The sequence below is a fragment of the Trichococcus sp. ES5 genome (genome assembly GCF_900067165.1).
GTDB classification, from domain to species: Bacteria; Bacillota; Bacilli; order Lactobacillales; family Aerococcaceae; genus Trichococcus; species Trichococcus flocculiformis.
Genome location: NZ_FJND01000007.1, coordinates 37,726 through 57,094, shown reverse-complemented (window position 1 = coordinate 57,094; position 19,369 = coordinate 37,726). Strand labels below are relative to the sequence as shown.

The 19,369-nt window shown below is 49.1% G+C and carries 16 protein-coding genes; 5 read left to right on the top strand and 11 right to left on the bottom strand.

Annotation, left to right across the window (positions count from 1 at the left end; translation table 11 throughout):
- The first annotated feature begins 218 nt into the window (after window positions 1–218).
- Complete coding sequence (locus TES5_RS07475) at window positions 219–2,027, top strand: DUF4153 domain-containing protein (RefSeq protein WP_068561244.1); 1,809 nt, start codon at window positions 219–221, stop codon at window positions 2,025–2,027.
- 167 nt (window positions 2,028–2,194) lie between these two features.
- Window positions 2,195–3,085, top strand: a complete 891-nt coding sequence (locus tag TES5_RS07470) for a DMT family transporter (RefSeq protein ID WP_178137807.1) — start codon at window positions 2,195–2,197, stop codon at window positions 3,083–3,085.
- A 369-nt stretch (window positions 3,086–3,454) separates the two neighbouring features.
- Here TES5_RS07470 and TES5_RS07465 read toward each other — a convergent pair whose 3' ends face one another.
- From TES5_RS07465 to TES5_RS07440, 6 genes are all read right to left on the bottom strand, one after another.
- Window positions 3,455–4,309 (bottom strand): MurR/RpiR family transcriptional regulator, encoded by an 855-nt coding sequence (locus TES5_RS07465; protein ID WP_068561243.1) that lies wholly within the window; start codon window positions 4,307–4,309, stop codon window positions 3,455–3,457.
- Between the two features lie 11 nt (window positions 4,310–4,320).
- Complete coding sequence (locus TES5_RS07460; protein ID WP_178137806.1) at window positions 4,321–5,244, bottom strand: exonuclease domain-containing protein; 924 nt, start codon at window positions 5,242–5,244, stop codon at window positions 4,321–4,323.
- A 49-nt stretch (window positions 5,245–5,293) separates the two neighbouring features.
- Window positions 5,294–5,584, bottom strand: a complete 291-nt coding sequence (locus TES5_RS07455; RefSeq protein ID WP_068561241.1) for a hypothetical protein — start codon at window positions 5,582–5,584, stop codon at window positions 5,294–5,296.
- Between the two features lie 384 nt (window positions 5,585–5,968).
- Window positions 5,969–6,679, bottom strand: coding sequence for a Crp/Fnr family transcriptional regulator (locus TES5_RS07450; protein WP_068561240.1), 711 nt, complete (start codon window positions 6,677–6,679; stop codon window positions 5,969–5,971).
- Window positions 6,680–6,919: 240 nt separating this feature from the next.
- A complete protein-coding gene (locus TES5_RS07445) occupies window positions 6,920–8,830 on the bottom strand; it encodes a heavy metal translocating P-type ATPase (RefSeq protein ID WP_068561239.1) in 1,911 nt (636 codons plus the stop codon).
- A 349-nt stretch (window positions 8,831–9,179) separates the two neighbouring features.
- Complete coding sequence (locus TES5_RS07440) at window positions 9,180–10,574, bottom strand: L-cystine transporter (protein WP_068561238.1); 1,395 nt, start codon at window positions 10,572–10,574, stop codon at window positions 9,180–9,182.
- Between the two features lie 272 nt (window positions 10,575–10,846).
- Here TES5_RS07440 and TES5_RS07435 point away from each other — a divergent pair, with 272 nt between their 5' ends.
- A complete protein-coding gene (locus TES5_RS07435; protein WP_068561237.1) occupies window positions 10,847–11,113 on the top strand; it encodes a hypothetical protein in 267 nt (88 codons plus the stop codon).
- An 11-nt stretch (window positions 11,114–11,124) separates the two neighbouring features.
- Here TES5_RS07435 and TES5_RS07430 read toward each other — a convergent pair whose 3' ends face one another.
- The 5 genes from TES5_RS07430 to TES5_RS07410 all read right to left on the bottom strand — a co-directional run bounded on the left by TES5_RS07430 (window position 11,125) and on the right by TES5_RS07410 (window position 16,379).
- On the bottom strand, window positions 11,125–12,672 hold the full coding sequence (locus tag TES5_RS07430) for a glycoside hydrolase family 43 protein (protein WP_198143311.1): 1,548 nt from the start codon (window positions 12,670–12,672) through the stop codon (window positions 11,125–11,127).
- A 309-nt stretch (window positions 12,673–12,981) separates the two neighbouring features.
- Window positions 12,982–13,203 (bottom strand): heavy-metal-associated domain-containing protein, encoded by a 222-nt coding sequence (locus TES5_RS07425; protein ID WP_068561236.1) that lies wholly within the window; start codon window positions 13,201–13,203, stop codon window positions 12,982–12,984.
- Between the two features lie 85 nt (window positions 13,204–13,288).
- The gene (locus tag TES5_RS07420) at window positions 13,289–14,674 is read right to left on the bottom strand and encodes an alanine/glycine:cation symporter family protein (RefSeq protein ID WP_068561235.1); all 1,386 of its coding nucleotides are present in this window, start codon (window positions 14,672–14,674) and stop codon (window positions 13,289–13,291) included.
- Window positions 14,675–15,015: 341 nt separating this feature from the next.
- A complete protein-coding gene (locus TES5_RS07415) occupies window positions 15,016–15,366 on the bottom strand; it encodes a YtxH domain-containing protein (protein ID WP_068561234.1) in 351 nt (116 codons plus the stop codon).
- Between the two features lie 140 nt (window positions 15,367–15,506).
- Window positions 15,507–16,379, bottom strand: coding sequence for a MurR/RpiR family transcriptional regulator (locus TES5_RS07410; RefSeq protein WP_068561233.1), 873 nt, complete (start codon window positions 16,377–16,379; stop codon window positions 15,507–15,509).
- A 167-nt stretch (window positions 16,380–16,546) separates the two neighbouring features.
- Between TES5_RS07410 and TES5_RS07405 the strand changes: the two genes are divergently transcribed.
- Entirely contained in the window at window positions 16,547–17,956 is a 1,410-nt protein-coding gene (locus TES5_RS07405) for a glycoside hydrolase family 1 protein (protein ID WP_068561232.1), read from the top strand.
- Between the two features lie 52 nt (window positions 17,957–18,008).
- On the top strand, window positions 18,009–19,346 hold the full coding sequence (locus TES5_RS07400) for a PTS sugar transporter subunit IIC (protein WP_068561231.1): 1,338 nt from the start codon (window positions 18,009–18,011) through the stop codon (window positions 19,344–19,346).
- Window positions 19,347–19,369: the final 23 nt, after the last annotated feature.

Here is a 19,369-nt window from a genome sequence, read left to right as displayed (position 1 = left end):
TAGCGCAGAGGTAGTTGTATTTTGGTGCGCGCCCTTAAAGGCACCGCAAAATTTGACAAAGGTGCGCTTGGATATCCATAATTAAGATAAGCAAACTGGACGATTTCATCGGGAACAATAGAAGCAATGTGGGTGCAAAGGATAGGGGCTGGAAGGGGGAAGGTCTCGGAAAAAAGAATGCTATCCGATCATCCGAATGCCTGAAGGGAGTGGCAAAAATGAAATTCAAAGACGCATTGTGGAAAGCCTACAAAGGAATGGGGCGTTCCATCAGTCGTTATCCACTGACCGTCGTTTTTTTGATTGCGGTCGCAGTATTGAACAGCTTCATGATCGAAAATCCGCGCGAGGATTATGCCCGCTATCTGTTCACTTTTTTGGTGGGGGCCATGCTGAGCATCGTTGGCCAAATGATTTACGAAAGGTTCTTTACGCAAATGAACGCCCGCTATCTGCTGATGGGCGGAGCGGTATTACTTGCAACCGGCTATTACTTCGCGGTAGGACCGCAGACACTGTATAACATCGCCATCAGCGTCAAAACCGGTGTGGCGCTGTTCGCCCTTATGATTGCCTTCATTTGGATACCTTCGATTGAAAATATTAAAGTGCCTTTCCACCGGAGTTTTTTGTCAGCGCTGAAAGCCTTCTTTACGACCATTCTTTTTTCAGGAGTGTTGGCAGCAGGTATCAGCGCCATTTTTTACGCTACGGATTACCTTCTCTTCAATATCGATTATAAAATGCTCACACATCTTCTGAACATAGTCGGTTCATTGTTCGCGCCGATCTATTTCTTGTCGATGACACCACTGTACCCGGGCAAACGTGAAGAAATGATACCGGATGAGGCGTGGGCGAAACGCGGCGAAACGCTGGAACGTCAATTTATGGTACCGCGCTTCCTGGAAGTTCTGATTTCCTACATCATCATTCCTTTGACGGCCATTTACACGTTGATTCTCTTGGTCTATGTCGTCATGAACATCCGCGGAGAATTCTGGACAGACAATCTTTTGGAGCCGCTGCTTGTTTCCTATGCGATCATCGTCATCATCGTCTATATCCTCGCCTGCAATCTCGAGAATAAATTCGCTGATCTGTTCCGCAAAATTTTCCCTAAGGTCCTGATTCCGATTGTCGTCTTCCAGACCATCGCTTCCTTCTTGAAAATCAGGGAGATGGGTATCACGCATGGCCGTTATTACGTCATCCTGTTCGGGATTTTCGCTACGATAGCCGGGGTAATCTTCAGTTTCATGAAACCGAAGCACAACGGATTGATCGCCATCGCCTTACTGGTATTGTCGGCTATTTCCATCATTCCGCCAATCGATGCCTTTACCGTCAGCAAGAATAACCAGATCGGTTTTTTGGAACGGAAATTGATCGAAAATGATATGTTGGTGGATAACGCAATCGTGCCAAAAAGCGACGTTCCCCTCGGTGACAAGATTGTCATCACAAAGGTCGCTTCCTACATCGACAACATGGGCTACAATAAAGAGGTGGCCTACCTGCCGAGCGACTTCAATGTCTACAGTGATTTCACTGATACCTATGGATTTGACATGACCTACTCCGAAACGGATTACCCGCAAGGCGAAGGCGAGTTCGTCTACCTGAACTGGGATGCCGATCCCGTAGTCGGAATCGCAGGCTTTGATGTCATGCTTCACCAGTATCTTTACTACTCCGAAGTCGAAACAAGTCCAGTTGAAACTACCGATTTTGAAGTGGATGGACAACCATACCAACTGGAAAAAAGGTTGGATGGCACGTATTATATCTTGACGGTAAAGGATGCGGCAGGAGAAGAATTGATTGCCTACAATACCCGGGAAGTGTACGATACTATTTTCGAGCAGTCTGAAACGTCAGGATTCGATAAGGGGAATCTGACAATCGAGGATGCGACGATAACCACTGAAAATGACCAAATCAGAATGAATATTTTGGTCAATTCCTTGGAACGCACACCGGATTTCACAGGTGGAGATCTTTATCTCTTTATTGAATTCAAATAACAAGAGGTCAGTAAGCATACTCTCCTAGCCCCGGATGCGCAAATGCAGCGCATCCGGGGCTTCTTTATTCATCAGTGGACTTTATTGTGCGGAAATCATCCACGGCCGGCAAACTCTGTGATATGATGGATGTACTATTTTCATCAATCAAGGGAAGGTGTGGGGTTGTGTCGAAAGGAAAAGGAAAAGTGATGCTGTCGATGCTGATATTCGGGACAATCAGCATCTTCGTTAAGAATATCGATTTGGCGTCCAATCAGGTTGCCTTCTTCAGGGGAGCGTTGGGGAGTCTGTTCCTCTGGGGGACATTGATGGTGCGCAAGGAAAAGATCCCTTTGGCGTTGGTCAGGAAAAATGCCAAGTTCCTGTTGCTTTCGGGTTTTGCTGTCGGCATGAACTGGATTTTGCTGTTTGAAGCTTTCCGGTACACGACGGTATCGAATGCGACGTTGAGCTATTATTTCCAGCCGATTTTCATGACGCTGTTGGCGCCGTTCGTTTTCAAGGAATCCTTGACCGCGAAAAAGATCGCGTGCGTCCTTTTGGCGATGCTGGGGATGTTCCTGATTATCGGCGTGAGCCCGAATGCGGGGAATTATAATCATCCGGTCGGGATCGGCTTCGGTTTGGCTGCAGCATTTTTCTATGCGGTGGCCATTATGTCCAACAAAAAAATTGTAGGTCTTGGCGGGATCCCGCTGACTGCTTTAACGCTCGTCATCGCAACAGGAATCCTGACTCCTTATGTCGCTCTGACTTCCGGTTTCGGATTAGGACAATTGACTGGCGGCTCCATCACCAGTCTGCTGGTTTTGGGAATCATCCACACGGGAATTGCCTATGTGCTTATGTTTGCAGGCGCCCAAGTTATCGAGAGCCAGACATTCGCTGTCCTCAGTTATGTCGATCCGGTGACGGCGATTGTGGTTTCGGCCGTATTCCTGAAAGAAGACTTATCACCCGTGCAATTGGCGGGAGGCGTGCTGATACTGGCTGCGGCCTTCCTGAACGAATTTCTGGGCAACCGGGACAAACAGATAGCCCTCAGCAAAGAATAGCGAAAAAGAAAAACGGAAACGAGGCAGCCTCGTTTCCGTTTTTTGCCGAAGAACCACAAAAACCCGGACAGAACTGTCCGGGTTTCGCAGAGAAGGACGCCTCATTGCGTATGGCAGTACACAGATAAGGCCTTTCTTCTCAATGATGGAGTCATTTTTTTCCGACGCTTACTGACTGAGCGATCTCACGTCGGGAGGATTTCATTAAGAAATGAAAGGCCCTCTTTTATGGATGCACTCAGTATAAGCCATAACTATTTACGAAAAAAGATGCCGAGCCCCGAATGAAAGAAATTTCTCAGAACTTGCATCCATACGGTTTGAACACTGAGAGGATTCTTTCAGAAGACCTTGTTGACTTAGTGAACCTCACCAGGTGATTCGACTGATTTTTTTGTAATAATCCATTTTCATTGCGACATTGTGATCGTAGTCGAGTTTGAAATAGCTGGTGTAGAGGCAATCCAGCAAAAACAGTAATGAAAGCCTGGTCGAAAACGAAGAGATCTTATTGTAATGGCTTTCATTTGAACTCATGTACAGGTGGTGCGTGGCAGCACCCGCGAAAGGGATCGCATCGGTGGATGTGATCAACAGAATGGGTGATCGGTTATTCTTCAAGATTTTCACGATTTCGGGAATGACCGTCCCCCGTCCGCCGTATGAAACAACAATCGACAGGTGCGAGGGATCACTGGCTGCCGCTGTCAGACGCTGATGATATTCTTCGATCGGGACATTGACGAATCTGCCGATTTCCTGCATCTGAAACTTGAAGTTCTCGGCGAAAAACAGATTGCCGGCAGAGGTATACAGGTCGATGGATGGCACCTTTTTCATCAAGGAAGCCGCCTGCCGCAGCTGCTCCAGATCGAGATTGTTGAGCGAGGACACAACCGTCTGTTCGTAGAGTTCCTGCATCGTCCGCGTAATCTGATATTGGGTTTCGTTGGGGTGGATCGGATAGTTGAAATCCAGCGTTTTCCGTTCTTTCAGATAGTCTCCGACCGAGGCCGAAACCAGAATCTTCAATTCGGAAAGTCCGGCCAAATCCATCTTTTTGCATAAGCGGTAAATCGTTGCGTTCGAAATAAAACTGGCTTCGCTGATTTCCGCTGAAGTCATTTTCACAAAAGCCTCGGGATTATCTTTTATATAGGAAACCAAAATTTTCTCATTTTCGGTCAGGCTCACTAAATTGTCCATTTTGCTGAAGATATTCATCTGTCTTCACCTCATTCCTTCAGAAAGTTGCGCAGGAAATCCGATTCCGAAAGCATCGTCAAATTGTGGCCGCTACCTTGCAGCTCGCGGACTGCCTGGATTTTGCGGCTCTCGCACGGTGTGCCGATCTTGCGCCAATCGCTGTCGGCGACGACCAAATAAAGGGTCTCGTAACTTAGCTTGGCATCGAAATGGCCGCCGACGTCGACGACGAGCTGGGCCAAATCGTTGCGCTTCAGTTTTTGGAAGCGGCCGGTAAAGCAGACGTGCTTGTCGTAAAAGACGTGTTCCTTGTCGAACAGCAGGCTCTTCGGCTTTAGCGGTGCGGCTGTTTTCGCTCGTTTGGCAGGCGTACTTTTGCCGCCTTTCGCGACGCCGAAGCTATGCGAGAACAATTTGCCCATCCGGTATTGATATTCGTCCAGAAATCCTTGGATGTCGTAGTCGTATTGCGCCAGCATTTTGCTGGTGATCAGCCCGCAGGCGACCGCATCCTCCACGGCATTATGGTGGTTATCGATCGTCATGCCGAAGTAGTCCAACACGGTCGGCAAGCGGTTGTTGTGCAGATCCAGCATGCGCTGCGCCATCTTGCAGGAACAGAAAAACTCATTCTGCATCTTCGGCAGTTTGTAAGTTTCAATCGTTTGTTGCAGACAACTCATGTCGAATTGGGCAAAGTGGGCCACCAGCGGATCGGTTCCGATGAAGGAACGGATGTCTGAGTATAGGCCGGCAAAGTCGGGTTCACGAGCGACCATGTCCTCGGTGATGCCGTGGATTTGAATATTCCCGCGGCTGAAATATTGACGTGGATTGATGAGCGCATAGTAGCGGTCGACTTCCTTACCGTCGGAAAAGCGGCTCAAGCCGATGGAACAGACGCTGTCACCACGGCTGTTTGCAGTTTCAAAGTCAATGGCGACATAATCCATGTGCATACATACTCCTTTTTGGTTGTTTTTTGAATAATGAATAGATGGCCTATTGCTGCTGCAAGGCCATAATCTGTTGGTAATAAGGGATCATGCTGCCCAAAGCGGCACCGATGATGAAGAACAATAGCATGCGGATCAGCAGGTAAGCCCAGCTTTCCGAGTAATCGTGCTCCGGATTTTTGTTCGAGCGGCGGAAGAGGATGAACATACCGATCCCCGCAATCCAGCCGATGCCCGACAAAAGCGCCTGCGAAGTCGCAGGATTCAGGTAGCCGATCACGAAGCCGACAACCGTGGCAAAGGCCAACAAAAGCCGCTGCTTCATTTTTTCTGTCATCAAAATTTCCCCCTTTTTCGTAAACTGTCCAGTGATTCAAGCCTGCCCCTCGGAAATTAGATAAATCGTACCTATTGCGCTCTACGATGCTCAGTCGGTACGATTTCCGATTTCCTAAATTTCTTTCGAGGCAGAGCGGGCTTGTCTCACTTTTCTAGCCTATTCTACCATAAAGCGCGCTTCTGGAATACGTTTGTGATCCGGCAAAAAGTGAGCGGATTGTATGTCTGTCGGGTGAACCGCTCGCTTCGCATCGCAAACAACCGAGAGATCCCACAACTGTCAGGTAATCGCAATGCGTAGCTATCCCAATACCCGACAGCTGACTATTCATGCGTCTGCAAATCAAAAAACCGTCCCATTAAGAGACGGTCGTGAGCGATTTTAGAGAAACAATAAGCCATCGAGATCGAGGATGACGATTTCGCGGTGGTTCAGTTGTTTGATGAGGTGATGATCTTCCAATGAGCCTATCTTCCTGCTGATCGTTTCCGGTGTCGTCCCGAGGTAGGAAGCGAGATCCTTCTTCGACATCGGCAAAGTGATGGTGTCGCCGTCTTTCTTGGCCAGTTCGGCAAGGTAGAGGGCCAAGCGGGCTTCGACTTTTTCGGTCGACACGTAGGTCGTCTGCCGTTCCGACTTTTCCAGACGGTTGGAGAATTCCTGCAGCAATTTCAAAGAAATGGCGGGGTATTTCAACAAAAAGTGCTGTAGATCGTTCCTTTTCATCCGGCAAACTTGGGTCTCCTTCACCGCTTCGGCATAGGCTTCGTGCTTCGATTCGCTGAAGAGGGCCAACTCACCAGTGAAATCGCCAGGATTGAGGAAACGCACGAGCTGCTCTTTTCCGGACTCGGCCAGCCGGTAAATGCGGATCAGGCCGGAATGGAGGATATAGAGTGTATCCGACGTATCACCGGGGCGGTAGAGCAGTTCGCCTTTTTTGTAGGTCGCCGGATGCGTGACGGACATGATTTCGTCCATCTGGTCCGGCTCCAAGTGATTGAAGATCGGCACCAGCGAAATGCAGGATTTGTGCGAGTTGCAGGCGCAGTCTCCGCCGCAATTGTGCGCCGGTTTATGGGTTTCGTTCATAGGGAAAATCCTCCGTTTCGGAATGGGACAGGCAGTCTTGGTTGCTTAAATTGTACCGCAAACCGTAGGCTGCATGCGAATTTTATCTTGGATGTGAGCTTTTTATAACGACTGATGGCTAGCTTCACGGGTTAGCCCTTCGGAAAGGATAAAGGAACCCCTTGTCTCTACGAGCCAAGGATACTATTCGACTAACCTGCTGACGCAGGAAGTCTCTCAGCATATTGCGCTCTACGATGCTCAGTCGGCACGATTTCCTAAATTTCTTTCATGGCTGAACGAACCCGTTCCGCTTTTCTTCCGGTTGAAGCCGATTAAACGCATAGCGTTCAGGATGACGGCCAGGATGCTGGCTTCATGAATGAACATACCGCTGGCGAGATGGACGGAACCCATCAGCACGCCCGCCAAAAGGAAGAACACGACTCCAACCGCAATGGCGATGTTCTGTTTCATGTTGCGCATGGTCGCCTTTGAGAGCGAATAAGCATGGGAAAACTGCATCAGTTTGTCGGCCATCAGCACAACATCGGCTGTCTCCATCGAGATGTCGGTCCCGCCTTCGCCCATGGCCAAGCCGATGTCGGCTGTCGCGATGGCCGGTGCATCGTTGATGCCGTCACCGGCCATCGCTACGACAGCGCCATCTGCCTGGAGTTGTTTGACGAAACGCACTTTATCCTCCGGCAACAGCTCGGCGTGGTAGGCGTCCAGTCCCAATTGTTCCGCTACCGCTTGGGCGGTATGGCGGTTGTCACCTGTAAGCATGATGATCTGTTTGATGCCGTTGCGGCGCATTTCGGCCAAAGCCTGCGGTGCGTCCTCGCGAATCTGATCAGCGATCGAGAATAGCCCGGCGAGCGTGCCGTCAATGGCCACGAAAACGACGGTATTGCCGGTTTTTTCGCGTGCAATCGCGTAGCTTTCTGCTGCTTCATTTATCAAGATTCCGGACTGGGCCATCAGTTTGCGGTTGCCGGCGACGAGACGGCGGCCGTCAACTGTCGCTCTCAATCCGTGGCCTTTGATGACTTCCGCATCTTTCGGCGCAACAGATGTTTCCAGGCCTTGTTGATGTGCGTATTTCACGATTGTTTGTCCGAGATGGTGTTCGGAAATGCGCTCCGCCGAAGCCGTCAGCTGCAGCAGTTCGCTGCGATCGGCGCCACTGAGGACATGGATATCGGTCACTTCCGGTTTGCCTTTCGTCAGCGTGCCGGTCTTGTCGAAAACAAGTGTATCGACTTTGGAAAAGCGATCCATGACCTCGCCACCTTTCACCAGCACGCCGTATTTGGCGCCGTTGCCGATGCCGGCCACGTTCGATACCGGAGCACCGATCACAAGCGCACCCGGGCAGGCGATCACAAGGAAAGTGATGGCAAGATGCAGGTCGCGCGTCCAAACGTAAACGATGACGGAGAGCACCACAATCGCCGGCGTGTAGAAGTTGGCGAAGGCATCGAGGAAACGTTCGGCCTTGGATTTGGATTCCTGCGCCTCTTCGACCAATTCAATAATTTTTGCGAAAGTTGTGTCATCGCCGACCTTTTCCGCGATCATTTCGATGAAGCCATCGTCCACCAATGTCCCCGAAAAGACTTTGTCATCCAATGATTTGTTGGCCGGGATCGCTTCGCCCGTCACGGCAGCTTCATTGATGGCCGCCTGACCCTTCACAATGATGCCGTCAACAGGGATTTTGCCGCCGGGCTTGATGAACAGCCGATCCCCGACAGCCACTTCCTCGACCGGCACAACGACTTGATCGGTGCCATGCAGGACGATCGCTTCCTGGGGCGCCATGTCGATCAACGACCGCAGAGAAGAGCGGGTCTTTTCCAAGGTGCGTGCTTCCAGGAAGTCACCGAACAGAAACAGGAAGGTGACGACGGAAGACTCCGTATATTCGCGGATGAACAGCGCACCAATGACTGCAATCGTCACCAGCAACTCGATGCTGAAAGCTTTCATCCGCAATGCCAGATAAGCTTTGTGGGCGATCGGGACTACCGCGATGAGCGTTGCGAGAATAAGTGCGTAGTCGGCAGCAACGGCATATCCAAGGGTTTTCAAAGCAAAACCGATGACGATTAGGAAGCCTGACAGTGCGGTGATGCGGTTTTTGTATTTATTTATCCATTTGATCATTTGAATGACCTCCTCTTGTATTTCCTATAGCCTAATCATACGGTATCAAAGAGGAAAACGACTTGATGGGGGTCAAGCTTTGGATACGGAAATCAGATCGGCAGAATCTCAACCGTTTTCCTCCGGCGAACGGAGGCTACGCCGGAGTATAGCTTACATTTAAGTCTTGTGCTCCGATGAGAATCTGTTCGCAGGAGAAGAGCCCGGACATTACCGCTGTTCTCCGGTGTGGGAAGCCTCACCGGAGGAGCGCAGCGACTTCACCGCTCAATGGTATCCGAATACAAAAAAAGCTGCCCGCAAATTGCAGACAGCTGAGTCCTTCGTCAGGACAGATATAAATAGAAGACTAAATCGCATCCCCATCGACAACAGCAGCTTCATCGTTCAGGATGGAGGAGTCGAATTCCCCGATGTTGCGGGAAGAAACGACGCCGGCCAACATGCTGTCGTTGACGTTTGTCAGCGTGCGCATCATGTCGATGACCGGTTCAACGGAGATGACAAGTCCGGCGATTGTGACAGGCAAGTTCATGGCGCCCAGAACGATCAAAGCAGCGAAAGTCGCGCCGCCGCCGACACCGGCAACCCCGAAGGAACTGATCGTAACGACCAAGACCAATGTCAATACAAAACCGATGCTGGTGACGTCGATGCCCAAAGTTGGAGCCACGATGGTCGCCAACATGGCAGGATAGACGCCCGCGCAACCGTTCTGGCCGATGGACAAGCCGAAGCTGGCAGCGAAGTTGGCGGAGGCATCATCGACGCCCAAAGCTTTCGTTTGTGTTTCAACGTTCAACGGCAGTGCGCCGGCGCTGGAACGGGCAGTGAAGGCGAAGCTCAATACCGGGAAAGCTTTTTTGAAGTAGGTAATCGGATTGACGCCGACTCCAGCCAAAATCAAGCTGTGCACCAGCAGGACGACCAGTAACGCGGCATAGGAAGCGACCACGAACAGTCCTAAGTTGACGATGGCTTGGTAACTGGATGTCGCCATCATTTTGGTCATCAAGGCCAAGATTCCGTAAGGAGTCAGGCGCAGGACCAAAGTAACGATGCGCATGACGATCGATTGGATGACTTGTAACCCTTTCTTGAACAAAGCAGCATTTTCAGGTTGTTTTTTCTTGATGCCCATATAAGCGATCCCGACAAAAGCGGAAAAGACTACGACGGCGATTGTGCTCGTGCTGCGCAGACCGGCCAGATCCTGAAAAATATTGGTCGGGATGAAGCTGAGCACTTGGCCAGGGATCGTCAAGTCAGCGACTTGCGTCTGTTGGGTCGTCAAGGCTTCGATCCTTGCAGTTTCAGCGGTACCTTGCGTGAATTGCGCGCCATCAAGATTGAAGAGAATAACAGATGCCCATCCGATCAGGGCAGCGATGGCAGTTGTGCCCAGCAAAGTGCCGAGCACGGATCCGCTGATTTTGCCCAGATTCTTGGTTTCTTCGATGCGGGTAAAAGCGCCCACGATCGACACGAAAATCAACGGCATGATCAGCATTTGCAGGAAGCGGACATAACCGTTACCGACGATATTGATCCAATCGATGGCGGTCAGTGTGATTGTGCTGTCAGGTGCGAAAAGCAACTGGATGGCGGCCCCGAAGATAACCCCTAAAGCCAGCGCGATGAAAACGCGTTTTGAAAACTTGACGTGTTTGGCGCCCAAACGATAAAGTGCGAAAAGCAATGCCGCAAAGACGGCCAAAATAATGACAATGGAAATGATATCCATTTGTATTCCTCCTTTAATTTAACTATCCCGAGAACGTAAAAAAGCCCTCGTCCCTATACTCCAAATGCTTGGAATACAGGGACGAAAGCTCTTCGTGATCCACCCTTGTTCGCACGACCCTCGCGGATGGTGCCTTATGAAGTACGCAAAATCAGCCATACTTCTGTACGCTATCGGGTACAAACCGAAATGACACTAACGCATCATCTTGCTCCGAGACGCATGTTCGCTTTACTAGCCATGCCTCTTCTCACCGACTGAGGCTCTCTTTGATGACCCTGAAAGGTACTTCTTCTCTTCAACGCACAACTTATTTTCATTTGTATTTTCATGATAGCATGCTAATTTTTCAAAAGCAACCAATATCCCTCGATTCAGGAATAATTGAATTTGCGGGAGTGATACTACGCGATTCTTTAAAAAAGGCTGTTCTCAGACGGCTGAAAGCATTAAAATACAAACTGTTCATGCAGCCAGTGAAAGAATCCCAATCTGATGTGGTAACTTTACCACATCGGATTGGGATTCTTTTTGTATGACCACAGGGTGTTCATCTAATAATACAATAATTCATAAAATCAGCAGATCCTCCTGGTTTCTGGGTAGAATAAAGGAAAAGACCTACCCGACATCCCATGAAATGGTCAAGGCGAAAATATAGTTTGTGAACAGGACCAAGCTGTTTCCAGTCGTTCTCATTCTTATAGAATAATCTGACTTCATCAATTCCATCTGTGAAATCAGCTACGATCCGCAGTTCTACAGAAGTATCCGTGACAGAAACAGACGCCTGTTCCGTACCGGGACTCTTATCGCCCCCTTCTGGTCCCCAGATTCCTTCATCAGGATCCAGTTCTTTTTCCGTCATAACAATGGAATACTGACCATCGCGTTTTGTTACCGCAATCCATCCGTAGCAACCTTGCAATGCACAAATTCCGGCAAAATCTCCTTCATTGATCTTAGAAGCATCGATCTGTACGGTAATATCACTGACAGGCCCCATCATTCTCTGCGTCAGCATGTTTTTTGCCATAACAACATTAGTACAGGTTTCTTTGGTGGTGATCCGAAGTGATCCCGGTTGGTCCGTTACAGACCATAGGGAATTATCAGGAATGTGATTCCATTCCCAGATATTCTTTAAAGAAACAGATCCATCCGGATTTGGCTCGTATGAAAAAGAATCACTGTCTGTTAAAGGAACATAGTTATGATTTTGCTTTGTACTTCTGACTTCAAGTTCTAGCGGAACTTTTCCCTCACATCCGAATACCGGAAAATCGTTCTCCCACTCAACAGGAACCAGAACAGGACATCTGCCTATCGCGCCGTGATCTTGGAACAGCATAGCATACCAGTCACCTTCAGGCGTATCGATCAGTCCTCCCTGTGCAATCCCGGCGTTCCGGAATCCTTGGTCATCATCCAGAACATCTTTTCCTGTAAAAATACCTTCCAGGGAATCCGATACAAAGCAAGCCTGCGTTCTTCTCTTTGTTCCATCAGCAAGCCAGTGGACCAGGAACACATAATATTTTCCATTTATTTTCTGAATATGGCTGCCTTCATATCCCAGGCTGACATGGTCCTGATCTGTAATGATGATACGATCAAGGCCATCAGGTTTGGGTCCTGACAAATCAGACAGAAGTTCTGTTAAATGGATTTGGGTATTCCCGTATACCAGAAATATTCTGTCCTCATCAAATAGAAGAGAACTATCATGATAAAATCCTTCTATTTCACTTTTTTCCCACGGGCCTGTAATCTGCTCTGACTGATACAGATAAGTCTTTCTTGTATCGTTGGCTGCAAAGCAAATGTAAAATCTTCCGTTATGATAACGCATGGAAGGTGCCCACATTCCCTGGCCATAAATATTTTGCCCTGCTTCTAATTTGGAGGCCGAATTTCGATCCAGTTCATCAAACACATAGGTCAAAATTTCCCAATTTAAAAGATCGTAAGAGCGCAGGATCACACCTCCCGGGAACATATGCATGGTTGTGCTGATCATATAATAAGTATCATCCACCCTGATCACATCGGGATCAGGAAAATCAGAATAAATGAGTGGATCGTTTTTATGCATCATTTGAAAACCTCCATAGCGGCTTTTTTAAAGCCTTAGTATCATGATTAATAGCTTCATAGTTCTGCATTACTTGGGATTACTCTATTATTTCTTATTAAATCTTGCTATTACATTTTATCATGACACACGATTCTTGAAAAGAAGCGGGTGGTTGATACTTTTAAATCAAGAAAAGTCGAGCACACTTATACAGTGGCGGCCACTTATTCCTTCAAGGTGAATGATCATCAGATATCCATGTTTAAGGACATCTCCGACAGCAAAAAAAATAAGAGTCGCCTCGAAAATGGAGGCGACCCCTGAAATGATCTAAGATTCTTTGACCGATTGGACTTCATAACCCAGCTTTTGGATCGTTTCGCTGATGTCGTTCCCTGAAGTCTTGTTGCCGTCGAATTCGGCTTTGACTTTGCTGGAGTTGAACAGCACTTTGACGGTTTCGACGCCCTCGATTTTGCTGACGGCGGCTTCGATTTTCTTGATGCAGGATGGGCAAGTGACGGGTCCCAATTGGATAACGGCTTGGCTCATGATTCATTCCTCCTATGTGTCTAGTATGACTATAGTATAAGCGGAATACGCCGGAAAGAACTTGACCGGCATCAAGTATTCGAAATCATTTTACGTCGTAATCGTAGAAGATGCGGCCTTCCAACTTGCAGCGGTCGTAATCCTCCAAAATGCCCTTGACTTGATTGGACAAGTAGAAGAGACCGAATAAGTTGGGGATGACCATCAAGGCATTGAACGTATCGGCAAGCATCCAAACGATATCGACTTCCTGCAAGGCGCCCAAGAAGATGAAAATCGCCACCAAAATCTGATAAGGCAGGACACCTTTCGTTCCGAACAGGTATTTGATGTTCGATTCGCCGAAGTAGTACCACCCGACGATTGTCGTGAAGGCGAAGAAGGTCAGGCAGATGGCCAATAGGACGGATCCACCGCCTCCGAACGCGATCGAGAATGCCGCCTGGGTCACTTGCGCACCCTTCAAGGCAGGGTCCAGATAGGATTCGGTCACCAAGATGATCAGTGCAGTAGCGGAACAGACGATGACGGTATCGATGAAGACACCGACCATGGCAGCCAAACCTTGTTGTACCGGGTGATCGACGTGCGCCACAGCATGCGCGTGCGGTGTCGAACCCATTCCGGCTTCGTTCGAGAACAGACCGCGCGCCACACCTTTTTGGACTGCGGCTCTTACGGAAGCACCGGCGATACCACCGATTGCAGCTTGAGGCGTAAAGGCTCCGACAAAAATCATTTTGAAGGCAGGGACCACATTCTCACGGAAAAGGAATAAAATAACGAGACTGGCAACGATGTAAACAAGCGCCATGATCGGAACCACGAATTCGGCGAATGATGCGATGCGCTTCATTCCGCCTGCGAAAATCAGGATGGCTGCGAAAGCAACCAGTAGGCCGGTCACCCATTCCGGAATGGCGAAGGCGGTGGTCACAGCCGATGCGATGGAGTTGGACTGCACCATGTTGCCGATGAAACCCAACGCGACGATAAGCGAAATAGAGAAAAATTTAGCCAACGCATTGGAACCGACCCCTTTGGAAAGGTAGAATGCCGGTCCGCCGACAAGGTCGCCCTTGTTGCGGTCGCGCATCCGATAAACCTGAGCCAGGATAGCTTCGTTGAAGATTGTACCCATACCGAGGAAAGCAGACACCCACATCCAGAAAATCGCTCCCGGTCCGCCACCGAGAATGGCTGTAGCCACACCCGCCACGTTTCCTGTCCCTACCTGTGCAGCAACAGCCGTCGCCAAGGCTTGGAAAGAAGACATCGAACCTTCCTGAGAAGCGTCTTTTTTGAACAATTTACCGAAAACTTGTTTGAAAGCTTCCCACATGCGCGTGATCTGTGGGAAACCGAAGCGGATTGAGAAGTACAATCCAGCAAACAGCAGGCCATATGTCAGAAAGTAGTCCCATAAGAGAACATTCACATATTCGGCTAAAAATTTATATAGTGTATCCATGTAATACCAAATCCTCCATAAGTGAATTCACACCATTTTATTATGTATCTTTGATATTCTATCGATATCACAGGACGGTGTCAATGTAATTGTGAAATATTCATTAGAGAAAACGCAATCAAAAAAGGGAATGATTAGAATTTTGTGATTAAAAACACATGTTTGCTGTTGGGAATAATGTTTTGCCCCTGTGAGTCACGAAGCGCCGTTCAGATGAAATGCTCCCCAGCCCCATAATCAAAAAAGCGAGAACGCATAATATGAATGCAGGCTCGCTTTTACAGTTATCAAATTGTTTAAGTTAATGACATGGAACTATAAAGTCACTTCTTCATCTACGCTCATAATGTCTTCAGCGCTTCCTCGATCGGATCAAGTTCGTCAGACTCGGTCGCTTGCGCTTCCGTTTCGTCATCGAATCTTACCTCGGCTTCAGGGGCTTTTGCGGCGAATTTTTGTTTCACTGTGTCGGTTGTTTCCTGGGCTTTTTCTTTGACTTGTTCGACGGCCTCTTTCGCAGTTTCTTTGGCGGTTTCCGTGGCTTGATCGGCGTAGTCCATCACTTTGTCCAACGCTTCATCGGCTTTGTTGGCCAAATCTTTGCGGATATCCTTACCAGGCTTTGGAGACAGCAGCAGGGCGATTCCTCCGCCGATCACGACCCCTTTGACGAAACTAGAAAATTTTCCCATTTTTGGTTCCTCCTTTATTTAGTCCAAATACCACCATACAAATGAACGGATTGGATGCTTGAAGAAAAAATAAAGACGATTTTACAACTTCAGTATAAGTCACACCTAAAATTAAACAAAACAAAAACCACTGGCTCTCACTAAATATCGCTCATCTTCTTGTTGATCTGAACCATGCTCAGCCGGCCGGTATGCTCCAGCATGTATTCGTAGTTGGCCAGGTAGTCCTTTTCGAAAATGCCGCTGTAGAAAAGATCAAGGATATAGCTGAAACCGGCGGAAGAAGCGAATTGGCCGATTTTTGAATAATATTTTTCCCAAGGTGGGATGAAGAAACTGTAGTCGCAGGCTTCACTCAGGCTGTTTTGGCCGAATGACGTGATCGAAATGGTCTTCGTTCCGCCGTAGCGGCACAGTTTGGCATCGCCTATCGTTTCGCGGGTTTCGCCGGTATAGGACAACAGGATCGCCACATTTTCCTCTGAGGAACGGCTGGCGTAATAGTCCTGCTCACCCGGTCCGCTGGCGACAATTACACGTTTGCCGATGCGCATGCAATGGTATTGGAACTCCTTTGCATGCGCGATTGTCGAATGGGAGCAGTAGACATTGATCGTTTCCGCCGCCTCCAAGAGCGCGATGACCTCCTGCAAGTGTGCGTAATCCAGCAGACTCTTGGTCTCTTCGATGGCGGCTTCCTTCAAAGCCGCGATATTGGTCGCGATCGTCTGCACTTTGTCGCCGCTTTGGATCGGGAAGTTGGCGTCCAATTTCTCGGCTGACGGGGAGTCCGACTTTTGTTCCGTCAAGTATTTCAGTTTGAAATCATTGAAGCCTTTGTAACCGAGTTTCTGGCAGACCCGGACGACGGTGGCGTTCGATGTGAAAGTGTGCTTGGCCACTTGTAAAGTCGTCATGTCGACGACACTGTCAAAATGATTGATGAAATATTCCACTACTGCCTTTTCCGTCCCGGAAAAGGATTCCGAAGCAAGCTTCGTCTGCAAATCCATTTATCCATTCACCTCATTCGATATCATGTAATCCGTAATGCCGTTACAAGCAAACGGCAGGATGTAAATAAATTATGTAACCGCTTTCCGAAACCGTCCGGAAGTATATACGCGGGTTCTCTTAATCGTTATCATAGCATTAACGAATCGATTAGAGGAGGAAAAAAATGAGTAGATTTCCAAAAGGATTTTTGTGGGGCGGAGCGATCGCCGCGAATCAAGCGGAAGGCGCCTATCTGGAGGATGGCAAGGGCTTGGCCATCTCCGATGTACTGACTAACGGTGTGCTGTCGCAACCCGACGAGGCGATCGATCCGGATAAGTTCTATCCGAGCCATGAAGCGATCGATTTTTACCACCGTTATCAGGAAGATCTGCAGTATATGGAAGAAATGGGCTTCAAGGCTTTCCGGACATCGATTTCCTGGGCGCGCATCTTCCCGACCGGCGAGGAAGCAGAACCGAACGAGAAAGGGCTGCAGTTCTATGATGACTTGTTTGCGGAGATGCTGAAGCGCGGCATGGAGCCGGTAGTGACTTTGTCGCATTACGAAACGCCATATGCCTTGGTTCAGAAATACAATGGCTGGGAAAGCCGCGAGCTGATCGGGCTGTTCGAAAAATATTGCCGGACCGTGTTCGAACGCTACAAGGACAAGGTAACGTATTGGATGACCTTCAACGAAATCAACAACATGCACACGATTCCTTTTGCGGCAGGCGCCGTGATTTTGGATGAGACGGACGAAAACGAGAAGCTGCGCGTCATCTATCAGGCTTCCCACAACATGTTCGTCGCCAGCGCCCAGGTCAACAAACTCTGCCACGAAATCATGCCGGAAGCGCAGATCGGCTGCATGCTTTCCTTGAGCGCGGTCTACCCGAACACCTGCAAACCGGAGGACATCTTTGGGGCGATGTCATTGCGAAGACGTTCCTTGTTCTTCAGCGATGTGATGCTGAGAGGGAAATACCCATCATATGCAAACCGCATTTTCGAGGAATATGGCATCCAGCTCGAGATGGGCGAAAACGATCTGGCGGAAATCGCCGCTTATCCGAGCGATTACCTTGGTTTCAGCTATTACCGCAGCACGACCTACAAAGATGGCATGAAAATCCTCGGCAACACAGGCGGCATCATCGGCGAGAAGAATCCGTACCTGGATGAAACGTCTTGGGGTTGGCAGATTGATCCGTTGGGGCTGCGTTACGTCTGCAACGAGCTCTACGATCGCTATCAAAAACCATTGTTCATCGTGGAGAACGGCATGGGCAGCAACGATGAGGTGACGGAGGACAACAAAATCCATGACGACTACCGCATCGATTACACGAAGAAGCATCTGGTCGAAGTGGCCGAGGCGTTGAAAGACGGCGTGCCGGTCATGGGCTACACCTATTGGGGACCGATTGACATCGTCAGCGCAGGCACCGGCGAAATGAAGAAGCGCTATGGCTTCGTTTACGTCGACAAGGATAACGCAGGCAACGGCTCGCTGAAGCGCCTCAAGAAGGACAGTTTCTATTGGTACCAGGAAGTCATTGCAACAAACGGAGAAAGCCTGTTCGAATAGAACAGGTTGATCATAAGCAAGACAGTTCGAAACAGTTGAAGGAGGAATATTAATGAGTTTCATGGACAAACTTAGCTCAGGGATCGATGTCGTCGCCGAAAAGGTCGAGGGGAACAAGTATCTCCGCGCCATCAAGGATGCATTCACAGCCTACATGCCTTTCATCATCATCGGCTCGTTCGCGTTGCTGTTCAACGTGTTGTTGACCAGCCCAACTACCGGACTAGCCCAGTTCGCGCCGTTCAGCTTCTTGACCGCATTGGCACCGGCATTCAGCACAATCAATTTCGCGACGATGGACATCATGTCCCTGCTCATTCCTTTATTTTTGGCCTCAAATCTTGCAAAAAGCAATAATACGAATCCGTTGATCACAAGCGCGGTTGCATTGATCGCTTACGTCATTGTGGTTCCACAATTCTTCACTACGACAGTCGATGGCGTGCAGCAGGTTGTCAAAGGGTTGCCGGCTACCAGCACAAACGCTTCCGGCCTGTTCATCGGGATGATTTTGACGATCCTGGTCGTCGAACTGTTCACAAAATTATCCAATGTGAATGCTTTGCGCATCAAAATGCCGCCGAGCGTGCCGGGCGGCATTGTCGCTTCCTTCAACGTGCTGTTGCCGATTTTCGTGACGTTGATCATCGTGGCACTTGCAGCCCAATTGTTCCTGAACACAACTGGCATGTATATGAATGAATTTATCTACAAAATTGTGCAGGCACCGCTGGAAAGATTAGTCCAAAGCCCAGGCGGCATCATGCTGCTGGTTATTGTCAGCCAAATCTTCTGGTTGGTGGGCATCCACGGCGGCTTGATCATTTCGCCGATCCGCAATCCGTTATTGATCGCAGCTTTGGCAAACAACATTGCAGCTGTCCAAGCCGGAAATGCACCGACTAACCCTGTCACAATGGGCTTCTGGATGTCATTCATCGTTCCTGGCGGCGCCGGTTTGACGTTATCGCTGCTGATCGCCATCCTGATCGCTTCCAAGCGTGATGACCACAAGGCGGTCGCTAAAGTGTCCTTCATGCCTGGTTTGTTCGGGATCAGCGAGCCTGTCGTTTTCGGTCTGCCTTTAGTGCTGAATCCAGTATTTGCGATTCCTTTCGTCTTCGCCTCCAGTATCGGCACGGCGATTGCGCTATTCTTTAACCAGATCGGCTTCCTGCAACCGAACACTGTCGATGTTCCGTTCGGTCTGCCGCTTGGCGTAGGCGCCTTCCTAGGCTACGGCATCAACGGCGTCATCGTGCAGCTGCTGATCATGGCCTTGGGCGTCGTGATGTACATGCCATTTGTCTTGGCTGCCAATAAAGCGACTGTTGCGGTAGAGGAAATGGAAACCGAAACTGAAAGCCAAATTGCCGCAGAAAAAATTTAAGCACTGCATAACCAAAACAGAAA

Excerpts from the sequence above, each read along its gene's own strand:
- TES5_RS07475 (WP_068561244.1), top strand. The coding sequence starts at position 219 with ATGAAATTCAAAGACGCATTGTGGAAAGCCTACAAAGGAATGGGGCGT.
- TES5_RS07465 (WP_068561243.1), bottom strand. The coding sequence starts at position 4,309 with ATGAATATCTTCAGCAAAATGGACAATTTAGTGAGCCTGACCGAAAAT.
- TES5_RS07460 (WP_178137806.1), bottom strand. The coding sequence starts at position 5,244 with ATGGATTATGTCGCCATTGACTTTGAAACTGCAAACAGCCGTGGTGAC.
- TES5_RS07455 (WP_068561241.1), bottom strand. The coding sequence starts at position 5,584 with ATGACAGAAAAAATGAAGCAGCGGCTTTTGTTGGCCTTTGCCACGGTT.
- TES5_RS07450 (WP_068561240.1), bottom strand. The coding sequence starts at position 6,679 with ATGAACGAAACCCATAAACCGGCGCACAATTGCGGCGGAGACTGCGCC.
- TES5_RS07445 (WP_068561239.1), bottom strand. The coding sequence starts at position 8,830 with ATGATCAAATGGATAAATAAATACAAAAACCGCATCACCGCACTGTCA.
- TES5_RS07440 (WP_068561238.1), bottom strand. The coding sequence starts at position 10,574 with ATGGATATCATTTCCATTGTCATTATTTTGGCCGTCTTTGCGGCATTG.
- TES5_RS07435 (WP_068561237.1), top strand. The coding sequence starts at position 10,847 with ATGACCCTGAAAGGTACTTCTTCTCTTCAACGCACAACTTATTTTCAT.
- TES5_RS07430 (WP_198143311.1), bottom strand. The coding sequence starts at position 12,672 with ATGATGCATAAAAACGATCCACTCATTTATTCTGATTTTCCTGATCCC.
- TES5_RS07425 (WP_068561236.1), bottom strand. The coding sequence starts at position 13,203 with ATGAGCCAAGCCGTTATCCAATTGGGACCCGTCACTTGCCCATCCTGC.
- TES5_RS07420 (WP_068561235.1), bottom strand. The coding sequence starts at position 14,674 with ATGGATACACTATATAAATTTTTAGCCGAATATGTGAATGTTCTCTTA.
- TES5_RS07415 (WP_068561234.1), bottom strand. The coding sequence starts at position 15,366 with ATGGGAAAATTTTCTAGTTTCGTCAAAGGGGTCGTGATCGGCGGAGGA.
- TES5_RS07410 (WP_068561233.1), bottom strand. The coding sequence starts at position 16,379 with ATGGATTTGCAGACGAAGCTTGCTTCGGAATCCTTTTCCGGGACGGAA.
- TES5_RS07405 (WP_068561232.1), top strand. The coding sequence starts at position 16,547 with ATGAGTAGATTTCCAAAAGGATTTTTGTGGGGCGGAGCGATCGCCGCG.
- TES5_RS07400 (WP_068561231.1), top strand. The coding sequence starts at position 18,009 with ATGAGTTTCATGGACAAACTTAGCTCAGGGATCGATGTCGTCGCCGAA.